This is a genomic window from Streptomyces sp. NPDC093089 (assembly GCF_044754405.1).
Classification (GTDB): Bacteria; Actinomycetota; Actinomycetes; order Streptomycetales; family Streptomycetaceae; genus Streptomyces.
Map to the genome: position 1 here is coordinate 89,868 of NZ_JBIVPA010000006.1, position 15,769 is coordinate 105,636.

Annotated in this window: 11 protein-coding genes and 1 pseudogene; 4 read left to right on the forward strand and 8 right to left on the reverse strand. The window is 71.4% G+C overall.

From position 1 onward, the window contains the following. Positions 1-11: 11 nt before the first annotated feature. From ACIQFX_RS15670 to ACIQFX_RS15685, 4 genes are all read right to left on the reverse strand, one after another. Positions 12-884 carry an ABC transporter permease gene (locus ACIQFX_RS15670; protein WP_402463110.1) on the reverse strand — a complete coding sequence of 291 codons (873 nt, stop codon included), beginning with the start codon at positions 882-884 and terminating at the stop codon, positions 12-14. Positions 885-1,035: 151 nt separating this feature from the next. Then, complete coding sequence (locus ACIQFX_RS15675) at positions 1,036-1,977, reverse strand: ABC transporter permease (RefSeq protein ID WP_402463113.1); 942 nt, start codon at positions 1,975-1,977, stop codon at positions 1,036-1,038. Then, positions 1,974-3,173 carry a hypothetical protein gene (locus ACIQFX_RS15680; RefSeq protein ID WP_402463116.1) on the reverse strand — a complete coding sequence of 400 codons (1,200 nt, stop codon included), beginning with the start codon at positions 3,171-3,173 and terminating at the stop codon, positions 1,974-1,976. The genes ACIQFX_RS15675 and ACIQFX_RS15680 overlap by 4 nt, the downstream gene beginning before the upstream one ends. Next, positions 3,170-3,895, reverse strand: coding sequence for a GntR family transcriptional regulator (locus tag ACIQFX_RS15685; protein ID WP_402463119.1), 726 nt, complete (start codon positions 3,893-3,895; stop codon positions 3,170-3,172). Before ACIQFX_RS15685 ends, ACIQFX_RS15680 begins: the two co-directional genes overlap by 4 nt. Before the next feature lie 379 nt (positions 3,896-4,274). Here ACIQFX_RS15685 and ACIQFX_RS15690 point away from each other — a divergent pair, with 379 nt between their 5' ends. Continuing rightward, a complete protein-coding gene (locus ACIQFX_RS15690; RefSeq protein ID WP_402463122.1) occupies positions 4,275-5,900 on the forward strand; it encodes a right-handed parallel beta-helix repeat-containing protein in 1,626 nt (541 codons plus the stop codon). Between the two features lie 143 nt (positions 5,901-6,043). Then, complete coding sequence (locus ACIQFX_RS15695) at positions 6,044-6,709, forward strand: TetR family transcriptional regulator (RefSeq protein WP_402463124.1); 666 nt, start codon at positions 6,044-6,046, stop codon at positions 6,707-6,709. Positions 6,710-7,299: 590 nt separating this feature from the next. On the opposite strand, the pseudogene ACIQFX_RS15700 reads toward ACIQFX_RS15695, so the two are convergent. After that, positions 7,300-8,091 (reverse strand): annotated as a pseudogene (locus tag ACIQFX_RS15700) (amino acid permease); the annotation flags it as partial. A gap of 30 nt (positions 8,092-8,121) precedes the next feature. On the opposite strand from ACIQFX_RS15700, the gene ACIQFX_RS15705 reads away from it, so the two are divergent. Beyond that, positions 8,122-8,265, forward strand: coding sequence for a hypothetical protein (locus tag ACIQFX_RS15705; protein ID WP_402463127.1), 144 nt, complete (start codon positions 8,122-8,124; stop codon positions 8,263-8,265). A gap of 30 nt (positions 8,266-8,295) precedes the next feature. Here the strand turns inward: ACIQFX_RS15705 and ACIQFX_RS15710 are convergent. Further along, positions 8,296-9,494 (reverse strand): IS3 family transposase gene (locus ACIQFX_RS15710; RefSeq protein WP_402463130.1). Its coding sequence is split into 2 segments (ribosomal slippage): positions 8,296-9,209 and positions 9,209-9,494, totalling 1,200 coding nucleotides; the frame shifts between segments, so codons are not numbered across the junction. A 265-nt stretch (positions 9,495-9,759) separates the two neighbouring features. Here ACIQFX_RS15710 and ACIQFX_RS15715 point away from each other — a divergent pair. Then, positions 9,760-10,107, forward strand: a complete 348-nt coding sequence (locus ACIQFX_RS15715) for a hypothetical protein (RefSeq protein WP_402463133.1) — start codon at positions 9,760-9,762, stop codon at positions 10,105-10,107. A 381-nt stretch (positions 10,108-10,488) separates the two neighbouring features. On the opposite strand, the gene atzF is transcribed toward ACIQFX_RS15715, so the two are convergent. Then, a complete protein-coding gene (gene atzF / locus ACIQFX_RS15720) occupies positions 10,489-12,183 on the reverse strand; it encodes an allophanate hydrolase (RefSeq protein WP_402463136.1) in 1,695 nt (564 codons plus the stop codon). Further along, the gene (uca, locus tag ACIQFX_RS15725; protein ID WP_402463139.1) at positions 12,180-15,767 is read right to left on the reverse strand and encodes an urea carboxylase; all 3,588 of its coding nucleotides are present in this window, start codon (positions 15,765-15,767) and stop codon (positions 12,180-12,182) included. Before uca ends, atzF begins: the two co-directional genes overlap by 4 nt. Positions 15,768-15,769: the final 2 nt, after the last annotated feature.

Here is a 15,769-nt window from a genome sequence, read left to right on the forward strand (position 1 = left end):
TGTGAGACGGCTCAGCGCGCGGGTGCGAGGTCCGGGCGGTGGGCGTCCAGCGCGTCGCGCAGGGCGTCGGCGAGCAGGTTGAACGCGGCGACGGTGAGGAGGATCGCGAGTCCGGGGAAGACGCTGAGCGACCAGCTCGCGCTCAGGTGGTCGGTGCCACTGGCGACGATCGCGCCCCAACTCGGTTGCGGGGGCTGGACGCTCAGCCCCAGGAAGCTCAGCGCGGCCTCGGCCATGATCGCGGTGGACACCTGGAGGGCGGCGAACACCAGCAGGGTGCCGGCGAGGTGGGGCAGCAGGTGACGGCGCATGATCGTCGTCCGTGTGACGCCCACGATACGTGCGGCGGACACCCATTCGCGGGTGCGCAGGGAGAGCACCTCGCCCCGGACCACGCGGGCGAAACGCGGGGTGGTGACGACGGCGATGGCGATCAGGGCGTTGCGCAGCCCGGGGCCGAGGGCCGCGACCACGGTGAGGGCGAGGACGAGGAGGGGAAAGGCGAGCAGTCCGTCGGAGACGCGCATGACGAGGGTGTCCACCCAGCCGCCGCGGTATCCGGCGATCAGACCGAGCGCCGTGCCGGCGATCAGGGCGGCGCCCACGGTGATGGTGGCCACCCCTAAGGTGACCACGGCTCCGGCGACGATCCGGGCCAGGACGTCCCGCCCGATCTCGTCGGTGCCGAGCAGGTGCCGGGAACTGGGACCGGTCAGGAGCCGGCCGGTGTCCGTGGCGCTGACCGAGTCCGACATGAAGGGTGCGGCGGCGGCGGCCACGAGCAGGAGGAACAGCAGGGGTACGGCGATGTGGGCGCGGCGGTCACGGCGCAGCCGGTCGAGAACCGGTCTGTGGGGGACTTTCGGCGCGAGGTCTAGGGCCATCAGCGCTCCAGAAGGTGCGTGCGGGACGTGCGGTGCGGGACGTGCGGGACGTGCGGTGCGGGACGTGCAGTGCGGGACGTGCGGGACGTGCGGTGCGGGACGTGCTGATCGGCGGCGCGGATCGGGTGACTCTGTGGGCGCGAGGGCCGAGTCAGTACGTGATGCGCGGGTCGAGCCAGGCGTAGACCAGGTCTGCCAGAAGGTTCACCAGGAGGACGAGGACCACGACCATCAGCACGGCGCCCTGGACTACGGGGAGATCCCGGCTGAAGATGCCGTCGACGATCAAGGTGCCCATGCCGGGGACGGTGAAGACGGTCTCGGTGACGACGGTGGCACTCATCAGCGCCCCGATCTGGAGGGCGATCACGGTCACGACCGGCACGATGGCGTTCCGCAGGGCGTAGACGCCCACGATCCGGCCACGTGAGAGACCTGATGCCTCGGCTGTGCGGATGTAGTCCTCGTTGAACGCGGCGAGGAGAGCGGCGCGGGTCTGGCGCATGGTGACCGCGGCGATGGTGGAGCCGATCGTGAGAGCCGGGAGGACCATGCCTCGCAGGTTCTCGACGGGGTCCTCGGTGAAGGGAACGTATCCCGAGGGCGGGAGGACCTTGAGCCACAGGGCGAAGACGAGGATGAGCAGTGCGGCGAGGTAGAAGTGAGGGGCGGACAGGGCGAGCAGACCGACGGAGTTCAGCGCGGTGTCCGTGCGGCTGCGACGGCGGACGGCGGCGAGGATGCCCGCGGGGATCCCGACGAGGACGGCGAAGACCATCGCGATGACTCCGAGCTCGACCGTGGCGGCGAACCGGTCGGAGATGACCGTGCCCACCTTCTCGTCGGTGAGCCATGAGCTGCCCAGGTCGCCGCGGACCAGATCGCCGAGCCACTGGGTGAACTGCTGCCACAGCGGTGCATCGAGGCCGAGGTCCCCTCGGAGTACCGCTCGGTCCTGCTCGGTGGCCTCCTGGCCGAGGATGGCGAGGGTGGGGTCGCCCGGCATCAGCCGCAGGAGCATGAAGAGCACCAGGGAGACGACGAGGGCGACCGGAATCAGTTGGAAGAGTCTGCGTACGAGGTATCCGGTCATTTCACCGGCTCCGGTATAGGGGTCGAGGGTGCGGGCTCGGCCGTGTCAGGACAGCCGGCGAGGCGGGAGAGGCCACTCAGCCACGCGAGGCGCTGTGCTGGGGCCAGGTCGTAGGCGTACAGGGCCAGGGAGCGGGCTCCGGCCGCGTACGCGTCCCGGGCGACATCCGCGAGTTGCTGCTCGCCGGTGGTCCGGCCGACGGCCAGGTTCCATCCGACGGTCACCTGTGCGCCGGTCCGGGCCGCTGAGGCGAGTTCGCGGCGCAGCGCGTCATGATTCCCCGACAGGTCGGTGACGGTGAGGGCGCCCGCTGCGGCGGCGAGGGCGCTCGTGTCGGCGGCGGACTTGCCGTCGCAGGCATACGGGTCACTGGTGGTGCGTATGGAGACGGGCAGTCCGTCGGCTGCGGCGACGGCGTCCCGCACGAGGGCCACGGTGGTTCGCGAGCGCACGGCGAGAACGGTGTCGTGCAGGTCGGAGCCCAGGGCGGTGCGTGCGTCGGCGTCGAGGTCGCCGGCTTCGCGCGGCTCGGCGAGTTGGGCGAGCAGTGCCGCGCGGACGTTCTCGGCGAAGGCGGGCACGTCGATGCCCGCGTCGGTGAAGCGTTCCGCGCAGGCGGAGCAGAAGCACAGTGAGAGCAGCCAGCGGTCCACCGGGCGCAGGGCCGCGCCGAGTTTGTCATGGGCGCTCTGGTGCTGCCAGCCCAGGTAGCCGAAGGCTTCGAGTTCGAGGCCGGTGACACCGGGCCGACGGGCGGTTCGGGCGACAAGATCGGTGGCATAGGCGCGGACCTCGGGCCGTGCCGGGCACAGTGCGTGCCGGTAGTGGTGGCCGAAGGCATTACGCAGCGCCGATTCGGGATGCCGGGTGGCGGGTCCGGACTGGTGGAGCCCGACGAGCCAGGCGGTCACACCGAGGCCGGCCCGCAGCAAGGCGGTCGTGGCGGTGGTCGCGTCGTCACCGAGCGCCGGCAGGGCGAGGTCGTTCCCGTTGACGGGGACGGCTTCGTCGCGGAACCACTGCCCGGCCCGGAAGTCGGCCACGGCACACGGGTCGCTGGTCGTCAGCAGCCACCGCCCGCCGTGATAGCTGAACGCCAGGTGGACACCGTCGACGCCATGGGCGGCCAGTCGGTCCGCCTGGACCTGCGGGTGCCGGCGGAAGGAGAGCGGGTGGGCGAACAGCTCGACGTTCACCGGTCGTCGCCGAGGCCGTCGCCGAGCGCGCGGGAGATGGTCTGTTTGGCCTTCTCGATGTGAGCGCGGGTCAACCGTTCGACGAGCGGACCGTCGCCCTGCTCCATCGCCTCCAGGATCGCCGCGTGTTCGGCGGCCTCTTCCTCCCAGGTGGCACGCAGCCGCCAGCCGAGACCGGCCACGAAGGCCGTGAGGTCCTGGAGCTGGTCCAGGAAGCCGCAGAGGAAGCTGTTGCCGCAGGCGCTGTAGAGCTCGCGGTGAAAACGCCGGTTGGCGATGCCCAGACCGCGCGTCTCGCCCGAGCCGATCAGCGTGGTCGCGTCCTGGAGCGCCTGGCGGGCGGCCGCGTGGGCGGTCGCACCGAGACGGACCGCGCCCAGGCGTACGGCCTCGGGTTCCGCTGCACAGCGGGCGGCGTACAGCTCTTGCACGAGACGGTTGTCGGGGCGGCGGACACTGACTCCCTGGTAGGCGTTGATCTCCACCAGGCCGGTGGAGTGGAGCTGCTTCAGGGCCTCGCGCACCGGGGTCTTGGACACCCCGTACACCTCCGCGAGTTCCCGCTCCACCAAGGGCTTTCCGGGCTGAAGCGCACCTTCGAGGATCGCCTGCCGTAGCGCCTCCCGCACCCGGTCGGTTCGGGAGACGGCCTGGCGCAGCGGCGGTAGCGAGCCGGGAGGCAGGGCTTCGGCGCTGTTCACTGGATAGTCGATCTGTGGCATGGCGGCATGCTGATATACCAGCATGCCAACTCGCAACCCCCGTACAGAGGTTCTTCGAAACGGCCGCTGCCGGAACTCGGCACCGCCCCTCTGAACTGACAGGGCGTCAGAATGTTTACAGGCGGTACAGGGTTGCGTTCATTTTCCACTTCTGTAACTGTCGTTCACGCAACACCACACCCCCACAACGGACTTCGGAGCGCAGCCATGGGTCGCGCACCGCCCCGGGGCAGCACTCTGACATGGCGTGACGCCCTTGCCCTGTCCTTCCCGGCACACTCCTTCCTGTGCACGGTCTCGACCGAGAGAAGACACGGCCCGCTTCAGTCCGGATGACTTCGGAGACCAGGCACCAATGAAACGCACGCACACCTTCGCCGTGACCGCAGCACTGCTCGCGTCATCCGCCCCGCTCGGCATCGTCACCGTCGGAGCCGGTACAGCCCATGCGGCAGACCGCACCTACTTCGTGAGCCCCGAAGGCAGCGACAGCAATCCGGGAACCTCTACCGGAGCGCCCTTCCGCACCCTCCAGAAGGCCGCCGACAGCGCCGGCCCCGGCGACACCGTCTCGATCATGAACGGCACGTACTCGGAACGCTCCGCAGGATCCAATGTGCTGACCATCAAGCGCTCGGGCCGCCCCGGCGCACCGATCACCTTCACCGCGCACCCCGGCCACAAGCCGGTGATCCACCCGGTGAAGGCATGGAACGGCATCAGCGTCCACGGCGCGTCCTACATCTCCATCAAGAATCTGGAGATCAAGGGCAACAACGCCGCCCTCAACCTGGCCGGGGCCGAACGCGGATCGAAGAAGGGCGACCCCACCTACAACACCAACTGCATCTCGATCGAACGAGACAGAGCCACGGGTGCCGCGTCGCACCACATCGAGGTGACCGGCAACGAGGTGCACGCGTGCGCGGGCGGCGGCATATCGGCGATCGAATCCGACCACGTGACCATCTCCGCGAACCACGTGTACTCCAACTCGTGGTACACGGTCTATGCCACCAGCGGCATCTCCGTCCTCACTCCGCGCGACGTGGGGAGCTCCGACACCAGGACGTACAAGATCCGCATCACCGGTAATCGCGTCCACGACAACGAGACCAAGATCAAGTGGGAGAGGTGCCGCTGCTACTCCGACGGCAACGGCATCATCATCGACACGCTCAAGGGCGACGCTGGCCACCCCGCTTACGGAGGCCGCGTCCTGGTCGCCGGCAACCTGTCCTACGACAACGGCGGCTCGGGAATCCACTCCTACAAGAGCCAGCACGTCGACATCGTGCACAACACGGCGTACCTGAACGGCCGAAGCACCCGCATGAAGAGCTACGCCAACATCTTCGCCCACGACAGCACCGACGTCCGGCTGCTCAACAACATCGCGTACGGCCGGCCCGGCCAGGCGACGAACAGCAAGTCCCGCAACGTGGACGTGACCTACGACTACAACGTCTACTTCGGCGGCAAGGCTCCTGAGGTCAAGGGTCCGCACGACATCGTCGCCGACCCGGAGTTCGCCGACGCCGGCACCACGTCGGACACGGCCTTCCGGCTGCGAGACAGCTCCCCAGCCATCGGGTCAGGCATTCCGTTCGCCGCCGTCACCACCGGCACCCGCCGGGCCGGCGGCGCGCCCGACCGCGGCGCCTACGGATTCGGTACCGGTGACATGACGCAGGGGGCTTCCGATTCCGACCTCGACGATTCCGGCTCCAACGGTCGGCAGGATGAGGCCCAGCCCGGGGAGGAGCAGCCCGGCGAGCCCGGCACCGGGGCCTCGCCCGGCACAAGCGGCACCACCGCCTCGCCCAGCACGGAAGGGCTGAGCGCCAGTAAGGGTGACGGCGGTTCCAGCCTTGACGCGGACGGCGGAAACGGTCCGCTCGCACAGACCGGTGGATCCGATCCCCTGGTCCCCATCGGCATGGCGGCGGCCGCTCTCGCCCTCGGTGGCGGTCTCGTCCTGGTCGCCCGTCGCAAGCGTTCCTGACAGTCCGGTTCACCCGGACTCCCTGGCGTGGTGTCGGCCCCATCCCCCGTACCAAGGGGCCGACACCACCGCATGCTCATACGGCCGCATGCTCGCGGAGCTACTCGTGGTCCGGCGGCCCAACTCGCGAACAGACATGTGCCATGGCAACAGAACAGCGACGCACGACGAATTGGCTCGCAGGTGAAGAACCTCCCGACTCCCCGCGGATCGCCTGGCGCAAGCGGATGAGGATAAGCGTCCTCGATGCCGCTCGCGACCTGACCTGCGAAGCCGGATGGGACCAGGTCAGTCTTTCGGCCGTCGCAGCACGAGCTCAGGTCTCCCGCCCCTCCGTCTACAAGGAGTTCGGCAATCGGGCCGGTCTGGGACGCGCGCTGGTGATCCGTGAGACCCGGCAGTTCCTCGCCGGGGTGGCCGACACGCTCCATCCCGGCCTGCCCGACTCCCAAGCCTGCCTCGAAGCCGCCATCCGGTACGTACTCGAGGAAGCTCACACCCAGCCCCTCATACGGGCTGTCATCGCAGCCGCCCGCCATGGCTCCGACAGTCTGCTCCCCTACCTCACCGCCCGAGCGGACCCGATCTTCGACGCGGGCCAGCACCTGGTGCGGGAATGGTTGGGCACACGCTACCCGGAGCAGCACACGGAGACTCTCGAGATGACAGCGGACGTCATCGTCCGCATGACCATCAGCCATCTCATCCTGCCCGCCGCCGAACCGCACGTCACCGCCCGAAGGCTTGCCACGGCCGCACTGAAACTGCTGCAGGGTTCGGCGTCAGCCAGAAGCTGTTGCGACCAATAGCCCTATCGGATCGACTGTGCCTCACGCACGGTGGCCGGCCGCCGGTCATCACGGACGACATGCTCCACACCGTCCTGCGCCGCAGCGCGGGCGGCGAGACGATCGAGGAGATCCAGCCCGATTCACTCGCCGCGCTCCCGGAGCTGCCGGGCCGTCAGCGTGGTTGGGCCCCGGTCCGGCAGCCCGCCAGTCCACCACCCAAGGCGGGGACCGCACGAGGCGGCGCCCGGCAGCACGAAGGTCCCGACCGCTCGGGGAGACCCTTGTGCCAATTCGGCTTTGACTGCTCCGCCCTATCGCGGGGGCGGTGCGTGCACTGGCTTCGGCCGCACAGCGAGCCAGTGGAGTCCGTGGCGACGACTTCCGGCCAGGGTGTCCTGGACCAGGTTCCCCCGCTTCGACTACGCCCCGTCCGAACGCCTCCGCTGCGTCCTCAGGGACGGCCGGCCGCACAGGCGGAGCGAATGGGCCGACACCCCGGGCCACTCCCTCAGAGACCAGCTCGCCGAGATCGCGCAGGAGGTCACGCTTCGCGGCGAAGCCGCCGAACGCAGACGCCTCGACGAGATCGAAGCAGCGCGTCAGAAACGCAGCAGCACACCCAGCGCCGCCTCCGCCCGCATCGCCCGGCGGGCGGCCGGCGCCCGGAAGGACGGCACCGCGTGGGCTATCGCCTCCACACCGGTCAGCGCGGAGCAGCCGGATGCGAACGCCTTGAGGAGGAGCAGGGTGCCGACGGTGGTGGCGTTGTCGGCGAGGACGGAGGCGCGGCCGTCGGATACCGCGGTGGAGACGGGCGCGTCGCGGAACAGGCCGACGGCGATCACGACGAGGATCGCGCCGACGAAGACGGCGGTCGGGACGATGAAGGCGCGGGCCGAGTCGACGATCCCGCGCAGGTTCACGGCTGTGATGAGCACCAGGACGCCGAGGCAGATCACCAGCCGGTCGCCGTACAGGCCCGGGAAGGCGGACGTCAGCGCGGCCACCCCGGCGGTGACGGCGACGGCCACGTTGAGGACGTGGTCGAGGACCAGCGAACCGGCCGCGACCAGGCTCGTACGACGCCCCAGGTGCGCCTTGGCGACGGCGTAGGAACCGCCGCCGTCCGGGAACGCGGCGATGACCTGCCGGTGCGAGGCGACCAGCACCGCGAGCAGCCCCGCGATGGCGAGCGTCACCGGCAGAGTGAATCCCAGCCCGTACCCGCCGGCGGCCGCAAGGACCAGCACGATGGCCTCGGGCCCGTACGCCACCGACGCCATCGCGTCCAGCGACAGGGCCGCGAGCCCGGTGACGGCGGTCAGCTTGTGCCGCGCGCCGGTATCGGGCGGTTCCTCGGCGCCGGGTACGGCGCCCTTCTCGGCGGTCACGGTGATCATGCGGACGGACGCCTGCCCTCGGACCACCGCGTGCGCCGCCTCTCCCGCACGCTCTTCGTCGGCGCATCCCTCACGAGCGCCGTCGGGCTGGCCCTCGACAGCATGTGGCTGCTCGCCGCCGGCGCGTGGCAACTCATCGCAGCCATCCTCCTGGAACTGCTCTACCGCCCGTGACGGGCCTTGACCCCGGATGTTGGACACGGGCTATGCGGCTTCGGCCAGGGGGGTCGATCGGGTGGCGAGGGCGGTCTCGTAGGTGAGGGGGCTGCGTTGTCCGAGGCGGGAGTGGCGGCGGACGGTGTTGTAGCGATGGCACCAGCGGAAGACCGCCGGACGGGCCTCGCGTTCGTCGGCGAAGCCCTTTCGGCCCTGCAGCAGCTCCCGCTTGAGGGTCGCGTCGAAGCTCTCCGCGGCGGCGTTGTCCGCCGAGCTGCCGATCGCGCCCATGGACTGGGCGACTCCGGCCTGCCGGCAGGCGTCGGCGAACGCCTTGCTGGTGTACTGCGATCCGTGGTCGGTGTGCATGATCGCACCGTGCAGGCTGCCGCGGGTGCGTTCGGCCGCGGCGAGGGCGTCGATGACGAGGTCGGCGCGCATGTGGTCGGCCAGCGCCCAGCCGGCCAGGCGGCGCGAGGCGAGGTCGAGGACGGTGGCCAGGTAGAGGAACTTGCCCGCCCCGATGCGCAGGTAGGTGATGTCGCCGACGTACTTCGTGTTCGGCTCGGTTGCGGTGAAGGTGCGGCCGAGCAGGTCCGGCGCCTTGGCCGCGGCCGGGTCGGCGACGGTGGTGCGCTTGCGGCGCAGTCGCCGACCGGTGATGGTGGCGGCCTTCATCAGCCGGGCGATCTTCTTGTGGTTCACGCGCTCGCCGCCGTCGCGGAGCTCGGCGGTGATCCCCGGAAGGCCGTAGGTGCCGTCCGAATCCCGGTCGATCCGGCGTATCCGGGCTGTGAGTCCCGCATCGGCCGCCTGCCGGGCGGCCCGGTCCGGGGCGGTGCGGCGCCAGTGATAGAAGCTCGAGCGGGCCAACCCGAGAACCCGGCATAACCGCTTCACGCCGTAACGGCGCTGATGGTCGGCGACGAACTGGAAGCGGTTCACCAGCGCGTCTCTCCGGCGAAATACTTGGCCGCCCGGCGCAGGATCTCCCGCTCCTGCCTGAGCTCGGCGTTCTCCCGGCGCAGGGCGGCGTTCTCCGCCTCCAGCGACGCGCTGCCCGCAGCCGCAACTGCCGACGTCGCGGCCCGGGGCGTGCGCCGACCGGCCGCCCGAATCCAGTTGCGCAGCGTCTCCGGATTGACCCCGAGATCCTCGGCAACCTGCTTGATCGTCGATCCCGGCCGCGACTCGTACAGCGCGACCGCGTCCGCCTTGAACTCCGGCGGGTAGCGCTTCATCACCATCGGTGCAGGACTCCTGTCCACCCGGACTGTCAAGGTCCGAGTGTCTCTGGTGTCCAACATCCAGGGTCAAGCCCCGATCGCCCAGGGTAAACACCACGCCCAGGCCCTGCTCTGCCTCGCCCGACGACGAGCCGACGTCCTCTTCGCGATGCTCCGCGACGGAACCTTCCACGAATCCCGGACCGCCGCGGCGACTTGAGAGCTACTTGCTCTGCGGATGAGCGCGTGATCAGCTTCGGAGATGGGGGCCGAGGATTCCGAGCGCATGAAGGTCGTCCACCGCTGGCCCGCCGGCGAGGTGGTCAGCAGCACCGTCGGCGTCAAGCTGACCGGCGGCCCGTTCAACGGACGGACCAAAATCGTCCAGCTCGATCAAGACGGACTTCCGCCCGCACGCCTCCGTGCTCGCGGCGGCCGGGGACAGGGGCCTTGGAACCCTGCCGCCCGGCACACCCACACACCGGTCGCAGCCCCCGACACTCCCGCCGGCTGGGCCTACGAGGTCAGACGAACGGGTCTCCACCTGGGCTTTCCCGCCGTCATCGACGCTTGTTCCGTCAATACCTTTGGGAACGCCCGGCGACTCGCGCTGACCGAATGCCGACTTACCTGATGAGCCATCAATCCTGCGGGAAACCCTTCCGCACACACTGACGACGTGCGTGCACGCGTCACCGACCTGTCGGGCGCCGACCTCACTCTGTTTCGTGCAGAAGGGTCCCTTTGGCCGTCGGCCGGACGTCGCCGGGCCGCCCCGGAAGTCGGCTCGCCGCCTGCCGCCCGCCTGAGACCACTCAACGGGCGGCCTCGCGAGCCGGAGGTGGGGTACGAAGCCGCCGTCGATCGGCGGCGCACGGGCTGAGCGTCTTCGGCGCGGCGCGGCGCGCCAGGTGGCTACGGCCTCCGACGGTGGCGGGATCCCTGTCCGGAGCACTCAGCGGGCACAGGGAATCACGAACTCGTCTCCGCCCGAGGGCGGCCGGAGGAAGCGCTCTTACCCTGCGGACGCCGCGCCACGGCCGGCGCGGGCCTCGTCCTCGATGGACCGGAGGGCGGCGCGCCAGCCGCCGTACGTGGTGATCTCGCGGGCGCCGTCGATGGCCTCCGGCTCGCAGAGGAAGCCGGGCACGAAGCTGCCGTCCGCGAGTTCCACACTGCCCAGCGCCATCGGGCGGGGCAGAGACGAGAGGAGTGTGCCCAGCCCTTCGGCGGGGAGCCGCCACACCTCGGCCTCGATCGCGGCACCGCCTTCGCGGACCCGGACGAGTCCCGGCTTGGGCGGGACCGTGTCCAGCGCGTACAGCCGGTAGGCGGACGCGGTGGTGGTGGTGCGTTCCAGACGGCCGCCCAGGGCGAGCAGTTGCCCGTTCAACGGCTGCCCGGACAGATGCGCGCCGACCACCGCGAGACGCGCCGGCGGGGCGGTGAGCAGGCCGGCGACGCGCGCGAGCCGCTCGTCCGTGAATGCCCGGCCGATCAGCATGACGCCGAACGGCCGCCCCTTCACCTCGCCGGCGGGGACGGCGACCGCCGCCATGTCGAACAGGTTCGTCGAGTTGGTGAACCGGCCGAGGCGGGCGTTCGCGCCCAGGGGGTCGGCGGCGACCTCGTCGAGGGTCGGGTGCCCTGGTGTCGTCGGCAGGAGGAGCGCGTCCGCGTCGCCCAGGGCCGCCAGCGCCCTGGCGCGGAGGACGGACAGCGTCGCGCGGTCCGCGTAGAGCCGGTGGGCCGGGATGTCGCGGGCCCGGGAGATGATCCCGGCCACGGTCGGGTCGAGGTCCGCCGCGCCCGCGTGTCCGTCGAGGAAGGCGCCGACGGCGGTGTAGCGCTCGGCGACGAACGCGCCCTCGTACAGCATCGAGGCCGCCTCGGTGAACGGTGCCAGGTCGACGGGCCGGAGTTCGGCGCCCGCTTCGGCGAGCCGGGCCGCGGCCGCCTCGAACGCCTCGGCCCAGCCCTCGTCCAGCTCGCCCAGGTGCCCCGGCTCGGGCACGGCGATCCGCCACGGACCCGGTCGGCGCTGCTCCAGCGCGGGGAGCTCGCGACCCGTCGGTGCCACCATGGAGGACAGCGCCCGCTCGGCCTCCGGGAGGGTGCGGGCGAAGACGGTCACGCAGTCGAGCGACGCGCAGGCGGGGACGACACCCTCGGTCGGGACCAGGCCGAAGGTCGGTTTGATGCCGACGACGCCGTTGAAGGCGGCCGGGACCCGGCCGGAGCCCGCGGTGTCCGTGCCGAGGGCGAAGTCCGCGATGCCGAGGGCGACCGCGACCGCCGAGCCGGACGAGGAGCCGCCGGAGACGTACGCGGGGTCGACGGCGTTGCGGACGGCGCCGTACGGGCTGCGCGTGCCGACCAGGCCGGTCGCGAACTGGTCGAGGTTGGTGGTGCCGAGGAGCACGGCGCCCGACGCCTTCAGGCGCGCCACCGCCGGGGCGTCGGCCTTCGGCGCGTAGGCGTACGAGGGGCAGCCGGCGGTGGTGGGGAGCCCGGCCACGTCGATGTTGCCCTTGACCGCGAACACCGTGCCGGCGAGCGGCAGCCGCTCGCCGGCCGCGACTCTCGCGTCGACCGCGGCGGCGTCCGCCTCCGCTTCCCGCCGGGGGCGCAGATCGATCCACACCTCGGGCCGGTCCATCTGGGCGACACGGGTGTACGCGGCGCGTACCCGCTCCACTGTCGTGATCATGCTGCTGCCTCCGCGAGCTCGACGGGAGCGAGGACGACGAGCGCGGTGCCCGCCTCCACCTGGCTGCCCGGCTTGATCAGGACCTCCACGACGATCCCGTCGGCGGGTGCCGGTACCGGCGCCTCCATCTTCATCGCCTCCAGCGCCACCAGCTGCTGACCCGCCGACACCCGGTCCCCGATCCGGACGTCGACCTGCCAGACGCAGGCGGTGAACTCGGCCTCGACCAGTCGGCCGCCCTCGGGCACGGTGATGTCGGCGGTCGGCGGCGCGACCTCGGCGGCGGCCTCGGCGCGGGCGAACTCGCCGGCGGCCTCCCAGGCGTCGCGCTCGGCGCCGAACGCCCGGCTCTGCCGGTCGCGGAAGGCGGTGATCGACTCGGCGTTCTCGTCGAGGAAGGCCTGGTACTCGGCGAGCGAGAAGGTGCCCTCCTCGGTCTTCGGGACGAACCGGCCGGAGATGATGTCCGCGCGCAGCTCCAGGAGTTCGTCGGCGCCGACCGGGTACCACCTGATCCGGTCGAAGAAGCGCATCAGCCAGGGCCTGCCCGGTTCGAAGGCGCCGCGCTGCCGCCAGCCCGACCACACCTGCGTGGTGCGGCCGACGAACTGGTAGCCGCCCGGCCCCTCCATGCCGTAGACGCACAGGTACGCGCCGCCGATGCCGACCGAGTTCTCCGCGGTCCAGGTGCGGGCCGGGTTGTACTTGGTGGTGACCAGACGGTGCCGCGGGTCGAGAGGGGTGGCCACGGGCGCTCCGAGGTACACGTCGCCCAGGCCGAGGACCAGGTACTCGGCGTCGAAGACGGTCCGGTACACGTCGTCGGCCGTGTCCAGGCCGTTGACGCGGCGGATGAACTCGATGTTCGACGGGCACCACGGGGCGTCGTCGCGCACGCCGGCCGTGTAGCGGGCGATGGCCTCGCGGGTCGCCGGGTCGTCCCAGGACAGCGGCAGGTGCACGGTCCGGCTGGGTACCACCAGCTCGTCGGTGGCCGGGAGTTCCTCCTCCACGCGCAGCACGGCGTCGAGGAGCGCCTGAGGGGACAGCACGTCGGGGTTCGTCTGGATCTGGAGCGAGCGGATGCCCGGGGTGAGGTCGACGACGCCCGGGAGGCCCCGCGCGGCCAGCGCCTCCGCGAGCGCGTGGACGCGCATGCGCAGGGCCAGGTCGAGTTGCATGGGCCCGTATTCGATGAGGAGGTTGTCGTCACCGCTGCGCCGGTACGTGACCGCCGGGCGGCCTCCACTCTCGTCCAGGCGCGCGAGGACGCCCCCGTCGACGATGGCCTCGCGGTCGGCCCGCGGCTCCGACGCGGGGTTGCGCCGCAGCTCCCCCGCCGCCGCCGTGGTGACCGGGACGAAGCGGACGGTGTCGCCGGGGCGTAGCTGGCCGAGCTTCCAGCGCTGTCCGGTGACGACCGTCGCCGGACAGACGAAGCCTCCGAGGGAGGGGCCGTCGGGGCCGAGGAGGACGGGCATGTCGCCGGTGTAGTCGACGGCGCCGACGGAGTACGGCGTGTCGTGGATGTTGGAGGGGTGCAGCCCCGCCTCGCCGCCGTCCGGGCGTGCCCAGCGCGGCTTGGGGCCGACGAGGCGGACGCCGGTGCGCGCCGAGTTGAAGTGGACCTTCCAGTCCGCGGCGTAGAAGTCGCGTATGTCGTCCTCGGTGAAGAACTCCGGTGCGGCGTGCGGTCCTTCGACCGCGCCGACCCGCCACACGGTGTCGAAGGAGGGCCGCTCGTCGACGGGGACGACGGCGGTCTCCGTACGCGCCTCGCCGCCGTGCAGTACGTCGCCCGCGCGCAGGGCGCGGCCACCGTGCCCGCCGAACCGGCCGAGGGTGAAGGTGGCCGCGCTGCCCAGGAACCCCGGTACGTCCAGGCCGCCCGCGAACAGCACGTAGGTGCGCAGTCCCCGTTCGTCGGGGGTGCCGACGGCGAGCGTCTGTCCGGCGTCGACGGTGATCGGCTCCCACTGCGGCACGGGAAGGCCGTCGATCGTCACACTCGCCGGGGCTCCGGTGACACAGACCGTCGTCGGGTGGGTGAAGCGCAGGGAGGGGCCCTGGAGGGTGCACTCCAGACCGGGTGCGCCCGCATCGTTGCCGAGCGCGGTGTTGCCGAGCCGGAAGGAGAGGTCGTCCATCGGGCCGCCCGGGGGGACACCGATCTGCCAGTAGCCGGTACGGCCGGGCCAGTCCTGCACGGTGGTCAGGGTGCCCGGCGCGACGACCTCGATGCGCGGCGTGGGGTCGGTGATCGCCGCGAGCGAGGCGGTCGAGTGGCCGGCGGCGCGTACGTCGCCGTGGCGGAGCGCGGCCCGCACCAGGCCGAGGTTGGTCTCGATGCCGTCGACGCGGGTCGCGGCGAGCGCCGCGTCCAGCCGGTCGAGCGCCTCGGCGCGGTCGGCGCCGTGCGCGATCACCTTGGCGAGCATCGGGTCGTACGCGGTGGTGACCTCCGTGCCGGTCTCCACCCAGGCGTCCACGCGGACGTCCTCGGGGAAGGACACGCGGGTGAGCAGGCCTGCGCTGGGGCGGTGGTCGCGGGAGGGGTCCTCCGCGTAGATCCGGGCCTCGACGGCGTGGCCGGTGGGCGTCGGAGGCTCGGTGACGACCGCGGTGTCACCCTGCGCGAGCCGCAGCATCCACTCGACGAGGTCGACGCCGTAGATCTCCTCGGTGACCGGGTGCTCGACCTGGAGGCGGGTGTTGACCTCCAGGAAGTAGGCCTCCTCGCGGGCGGCGTCGTACACGAACTCGACCGTGCCGGCGGAGCGGTAGTCCACCGACGCGCAGAGATCCCGTGCGGCCTCGGCGAGCCGGTGCCGGACGTGGTCCGGGAGGCCTGGTGCCGGGGCCTCCTCCAGGACCTTCTGGTTGCGGCGCTGGAGAGAGCAGTCGCGGTCGCCGAAGGTGACGACCCTGCCCTGTCCGTCGCCGAAGACCTGCACCTCGACGTGCCGGGCCCGCTCCACGAGCCGTTCCAGGAAGACACCGGCGGAGGAGAAGGAGGCCGCGGCCACGCGCTGGACCCGCTCCCAGGCGTCGGCGAGGTCCGCCGCGCCGTGGCACGCCTGCATGCCGATGCCGCCTCCGCCTCCGGTCGCCTTGAGCATCACCGGGTAGCCGGTCTCCTCGGCCGCCGCGAGGGCGGCGGCCACGTCGGGGAGGAGCCCGGTCCCCGGGGCGAGGGGCACGCCCGCCGCCCGTGCGGCGGCGCGCGCGGTGTGCTTGGCCCCGAAGAGCTCCAGCTGTTCGGGGGTGGGGCCGACGAAGACGATGCCGGCGTCGGCGCAGCGGCGTGCGAAGTCGGCGTCCTCGGACAGGAAGCCGTAGCCGGGATGGATCGCGCCCGCGCCGGTGTCCTTGGCGGCCTTGAGGACCAGATCGGCGTCGAGGTAGGACTCCTTGGCGGGCGCCGGACCGAGCCGGACGGCCTCGTCGGCCAGCCGTACGTGCTCGGTGGCACGGTCGGTGTCGGAGTACACCGCGACGGTGCGCAGGCCGAGTCGGCGGGCGGTGCGGATGACGCGTGCCGCGATCTCGCCGCGGTTGGCGACCAGCAGGGTGTCGAACGTCATCG